We start from the raw sequence: 5,350 nt of genomic DNA, 5'->3' as shown, positions 1-5,350 counted from the left end.
GGCCAGGAATACCGCGGAACCGGCTTCGCCGGGCCGCTGGTATTGCCCCCGGTAGGGGGTGGGCGCCCGACACGAAGTGCGGGCAACCTGGGGGCGAGTAACAATCACCACCGTGGACCCACAGAACGAATCCCTCTTCGACGCCCAGGCGCTGGAAGCGCCCGCTGCGCTCGCGGCCTCGATCGCTCCCCCGGCCGCGCCGGGCCATTTCGATGAGCTGCGCGGCGCCGCCACGCCGCAGGACGCATCGCGTCCGGCTGCGCCCGCTTCACCCTTTTCACAGCCGGCGCCGCTCTACGAGGCCTCGTCCGTCCCGCCTGCCGCGCCGGTCGCCGAAGACGACGACGATGCCGGTCCGGACGAACAGGCGCCGCTCGCCCCAGCCTGGGCCGACTTCTTCGAGCACCTGGGCCCGGGCGGCTTCGACGACCTGCCGCGGCGCGCCGTCAGCCTCGAACGCCAGATCCGCGACAACGGCGTCACCTACAACGTCTACGCCGATGCCGACGGTCCGCAGCGGCCCTGGTCGCTCGACCTGTTCCCGCTGATCGTCTCGCCCGAGAGCTGGGCCCAGATCGAGGCCGGCGTGCAGCAGCGCGTGCACGTGCTCGACCGGGTGATGGCCGACGTCTACGGGCCCCAGCAGCTGCTGGCCGAGGGGCTGCTGCCGCCTGCGCTGGTCCAGGGCCACCCGGGCTACCTGCGGGCCATGCACGGCGTGCGCCCGCCCGGCGACACCTGGCTGCACATCGCGGCCTTCGATCTCGCACGCGGGCCCGACGGCAACTGGTGGGTGGTCTCGCAGCGCACGCAGGCGCCCTCCGGCCTGGGCTACCTGCTCGAGAACCGGCTCGCGATCGCGCGCCAGTTCCCGCAGGCCTTCGAGAACCTGCAGGTGCAGCGCGTGGCCGCCACCTACAACGCGATGATGGAGGGCCTGCAGCGCATGTGCCCGGCCGGCCAGCCGCCGCACATCGCGCTGCTGACACCCGGCCCCTACAACGAGACCTACTTCGAGCACGCCTACCTGGCGCGCTACCTCGGCATCACGCTGGTCGAGGGCAGCGACCTCACGGTGCGCGACCAGCGCCTGTACCTCAAGACGCTGCAGGGCCTCAGGCCGGTGCACGGGCTCGTCAAGCGGCTCGACGACCAGTACCTCGACCCGCTCGAGCTGCGCCCCGATTCCACGCTCGGCGTGCCGGGCCTGCTGCAGGCGATCCGCGCCGGCAACGTGCTGGTGGCCAACATGCCCGGCTCGGCCTTCCTGGAATCGCCCGCGCTGCTGGGCTTCCTGCCCGCGCTGGCGCGCCGCCTGATCGGCGAGAAGCTGCGACTGCCGGCCCTGCCCACCTGGTGGTGCGGCGAACGCGCCGCAATGGAAGCCGTGCTGCCGCAACTGGCCGACTGCGCGATCAAGTCCACCTACCCCGACTTCGACTCGCACACCAGCTTCGATGCCGTGCTCGGCCACCACATGGGACGGCGCGAGCTCGACGAATGGGCCGGCCGCATCGTGCGCCAGGGCGAGGCCCACACGGTGCAGAGCTACCTGCCGCTGTCGCAGATGCCGACCTGGACGCCGGACCTCGGCCGCGGCCACATCGCGCAGCGCTCGGTGCTGCTGCGCGTGTTCGCGGTCAGCGACGGACCGCGCTCGTGGCGGGTGCTTCCCGGCGGCCTCGCGCGGCTGGCGGGACGCGACGCCCAGATCGCCTCGATGCAGCGCGGCGGCAGCAGCGCCGACGTCTGGGTGCGCACCGAGGGCGAGGTCGACCGCACCACGCTGCTGCAGCCGCACACCACGCCGGCCTCGCTGGCGCGGCATAGGGCCCCGGTCACCAGCCGGGCGGCCGAGAACATGTACTGGCTCGGCCGCTATACCGAGCGGGCCGAGAACGCGGTGCGCCTGGCACGGCTCACGATCGACCTGCTCGGCGGCGAGAACCACTCCGCCCGCGCGCTGCTGGTCTGGCTGCACCGGCTGGCGCTGCGCAACGCGCTGGTGCCGCCCGAAGTGCCGAGCCTGCCGAAGTCGCGGCGCGTGTTCGAGCGGGCGCTGATCGCCGAGATGGGCAACTTCGACCAGGGCGGCAGCGTGGGCTACAGCCTGCGCTGCATCCGCCAGGCGGCCGCCGCGGTGCGCGAGCGGCTGTCGCAGGACCACTGGAACCAGATCGTGCGCGCCGAGACCGATTTCCTGCGCCGCAGCGCCGAGCAGTCCGGCGAGAACTCCGAGGGTGGCTATGCCACCGGCGCCGCGCTGGGCCTGCTCGAGTCGGCCAGCAGCGCGCTGTCGGCCATGACCGGCGCCCAGACCGACCGCATGACACGCGACGACGCCTGGCGGCTGCTGTCGATCGGCCGCCACATCGAGCGCCTGGGTTTCCTCTCGAGCGCGCTGGCGGCCGGTTTCGAGACCGGCTCGGTGCACGAGGTCAGCGGCTTCGAGGCCATGGTGGCGCTGTTCGACAGCACCATCACCTTCCATGCGCGCTACCAGCAGCGGCGCGATGTCGCCACGCTGGTCGACCTGCTGGTGCTGGACGGCGACAACCCGCGCTCGCTGGCCTGGGTCACGCAGACGCTGCGCAAGCGCATCGCCAAGCTCGCGGGCAGCGCGCCCGACAAGCTCACCGCCCTGTCTTTCGACCTGCCCGACCCCGACGGCTGGACCCTCGAAGGCCTGTGCGATCCCGGTCCCGACCAGCAGTATCCGGCGCTGGTGCACGTTTTCGCGAGCTGCGAGGCGGCCGCCTACCATGTGTCGGATGCGATCGGTACGCGCTATTTCACGCTGACTTCCGAGTCGCTGCGTTCTGTGGGGGCGTAGGTTCGCGCGACCGCATGGGGCGACTGTTGCAAGCATGCGTGTGTGCGTGCTTGAGTGCGTGTGGCGGCGGCGGGCGGTAGGCCCCGGGCCGGCCGACGTCACCGGCCGCTTCGCGGCTGCCCTGCGCTGCTCACGGTACGCGGGGTCTCGCTCAAACTCGCTCCGCTGCGCTCCACTCAAACAGTCGCGAGCCCTGATCCGCGCACCGCTGCGCTGCTCGGCGGTGCCTCAACGGCCGGCCCGAGGCCTACCGCCCACCGCCGTGGACASGTTGGGGTTGCACTGAACGTTGGAGACGTAGCTGGCCGTTGACCCCCCCGAAGCCCGGCATGCGGTGYGGGACGGGAGATCCCCTCTGCGCCGCTGAGGAGCGCAGCTTCAGGCGGCCAAGGGCCGCGCGTGTTTGAGCGCAGCGAGTTTGCGCGGACCCCGCCTGAAGCGAGCACCGCAAGGCAGCCCGAAGGGCCGGCGCAGTGGGGTCGTTCGGCCCGTACCGCGTGCCGGGCGGCCCCAACAGACGGACCTACCCGCACAGCAAATGTTAGTCTTGCCGCCCCATGAACCTGAGGACCAAGATCGTCGCCCTCGCGGTGGCGCCGTTGCTGGTCGCGCTGATGCTGGTGGCCTTCGCGGTGCGCCACCAGGAGCGCGACCTGGCGCAGCGCGAGCGGGCGCTGATCGAGAAGACCTACATGACGCAGCGCCGCAGCGAACTGCGCAGCTACGTCGACCTGGCCGTGAGCACCGTGCGGCCGCTGTACGACGCCGGCCTTGACGACGAGGCCACCCGCGCAGAGGCCCTGCGCCGCCTGGCCGCGCTCGACTACGGCAACGACGGCTATTTCTTCGTCTACGACCTGCAGGGCCGCTCGCTGATGCATTCGCGCCAGCCCGAGCTGGTCGGCCAGTCGCTGTGGGAGCTTCACGATTCCCAGGGCCGCCCCACCATCCAGGAGCTGATCGCGCAGGCGCGCGAAGGCGGCGGCTATGTCGAGTACCAGTGGCGCAAACCCTCCAGCGCCCAGCTGGCGCCCAAGCTCGGCTATGTGACCGCGTTGCCGCGCTGGAACTGGATGGTCGGCACCGGCCTCTACCTCGACGACATCGACGTCGCGATGCAGACGCTCGACCGGCAGATGAACACCAACGTCACGACCACCATGCTCTGGATCGCCGGCATCGCCGCGTTGTGCCTGGCCGTGGTCAGCGCCGCCGGGCTGCTGCTGAACCTCAGCGAGCACCGCATCGCCGAGGCCCGGTTGCGGCTCCTGGCGCGCCAGGTCGTGCAATCGCAGGAGGACGAACGCGCCCACCTGGCGCGCGAGCTCCACGACGGCACCAGCCAGACATTGGTGTCGGCCAAATTGATGATCGAATCCGCGGTCGATGCGCTCGAACGCGCGCGCCAGCAGGTGCCGCCGACGCTGGGCAAGGCCTTGCAGCGGCTCAATGAATCCCTGGTGGAAGTGCGGCGTATCTCGCACCGGCTGCGGCCGGCCTTGCTCGACACGCTGGGCCTGCCGGCTGCGCTCGAACGGCTGGGCGCCGAGTTCGGCGAGGAGGGCGGCGTCGCCGCCTCGGTCACGGTGCAGGGACGACCACGCGAATTGCCGCAGGAAGTGAAGACCGCGCTGTTCCGCGTCGCGCAGGAGGCGCTGACCAATGTGCGCAAGCACGCGCGGGCGCAGCAGGTGGGCATCGTGCTGGCCTTCGAGGGCAAGGCCGTGCAGCTCGAGGTCAGCGACGACGGCACAGGTTTCGACGAGGCCGCGCTCGAGCTCGATCCTCAGCGCGGCATCGGCCTGCGCAACATGCGCGAGCGCGTGGCCGCCATCGGCGGCTCGCTGGGCGTGCGCTCCGACCGTGACGGCACCTCGATCCTGGCCGAGGTGCCGGTGATCGCGGGGGAGGGCGCATGACGGCCTGCGCGGTGATCCGCCTGTTCCTGGTCGATGACCATCCGCTGGTGCGCGACGGCCTGCGGGCCCGGCTCGGTCCGCTGCCGGGACTCGAGATCGTCGGCGAGGCCGGCGGCGCCGCCGAAGCGCTGGCAGGCATCGCCGACGCCCGGCCGGACCTGGTGCTGGCCGACGTCGGCCTGAAGGGCATGAGCGGCATCGAGCTGGCATCGCTCTTGCACGATCGCCAGCCCGACGTGCGGGTGCTGATGCTCAGCATGTACGACAACCCCGAGTACGTGCAACAGGCGCTGCAGGCGGGTGCCCGGGGCTACGTGCTCAAGGACGCGCCGGCGGCGGAGATCGTCGCCGCGATCGAGGCGGTCGCGGCCGGCGGCACGTTCCTCAGTTCGGCGGTGTCGCAGCGGCTCGTCGCCAACCAGCAGCCGCGGCCGCTGCGGCCGCCGCGCGAGAGCGAGATCCAGTCGGCGCTCGGCCGCCGCGACTCGAGCAAGCAGATCGCGGGCGACATCGTCCTCAGCGTGCGCACGGTCGAGGCGCAACGGCTGAGCATCAAGGGGCGGCGCGGGCTCGAACGCCAGTCGGCCCTGATCAAGTA

At 71.5% G+C, this 5,350-nt stretch carries 3 protein-coding genes; all 3 read left to right on the top strand.

The window, feature by feature from the left end:
- The first annotated feature begins 112 nt into the window (after positions 1-112).
- Entirely contained in the window at positions 113-2,833 is a 2,721-nt protein-coding gene (locus AC1D2K_RS29085) for a circularly permuted type 2 ATP-grasp protein (protein WP_478093193.1), read from the top strand.
- Positions 2,834-3,390: 557 nt separating this feature from the next.
- Entirely contained in the window at positions 3,391-4,752 is a 1,362-nt protein-coding gene (locus AC1D2K_RS29080; RefSeq protein WP_478093191.1) for a cache domain-containing protein, read from the top strand.
- On the top strand, positions 4,749-5,350 hold a 602-nt coding region (locus AC1D2K_RS29075; protein WP_478093189.1), incomplete at its 3' end, for a response regulator. The genes AC1D2K_RS29080 and AC1D2K_RS29075, both read left to right, overlap by 4 nt.

It is taken from the genome of Variovorax sp. P1_H12_2, from assembly GCF_056405335.1.
Note: the sequence above shows the minus strand (reverse complement) of the source record. Positions and strands in the feature narration are given on the sequence as shown.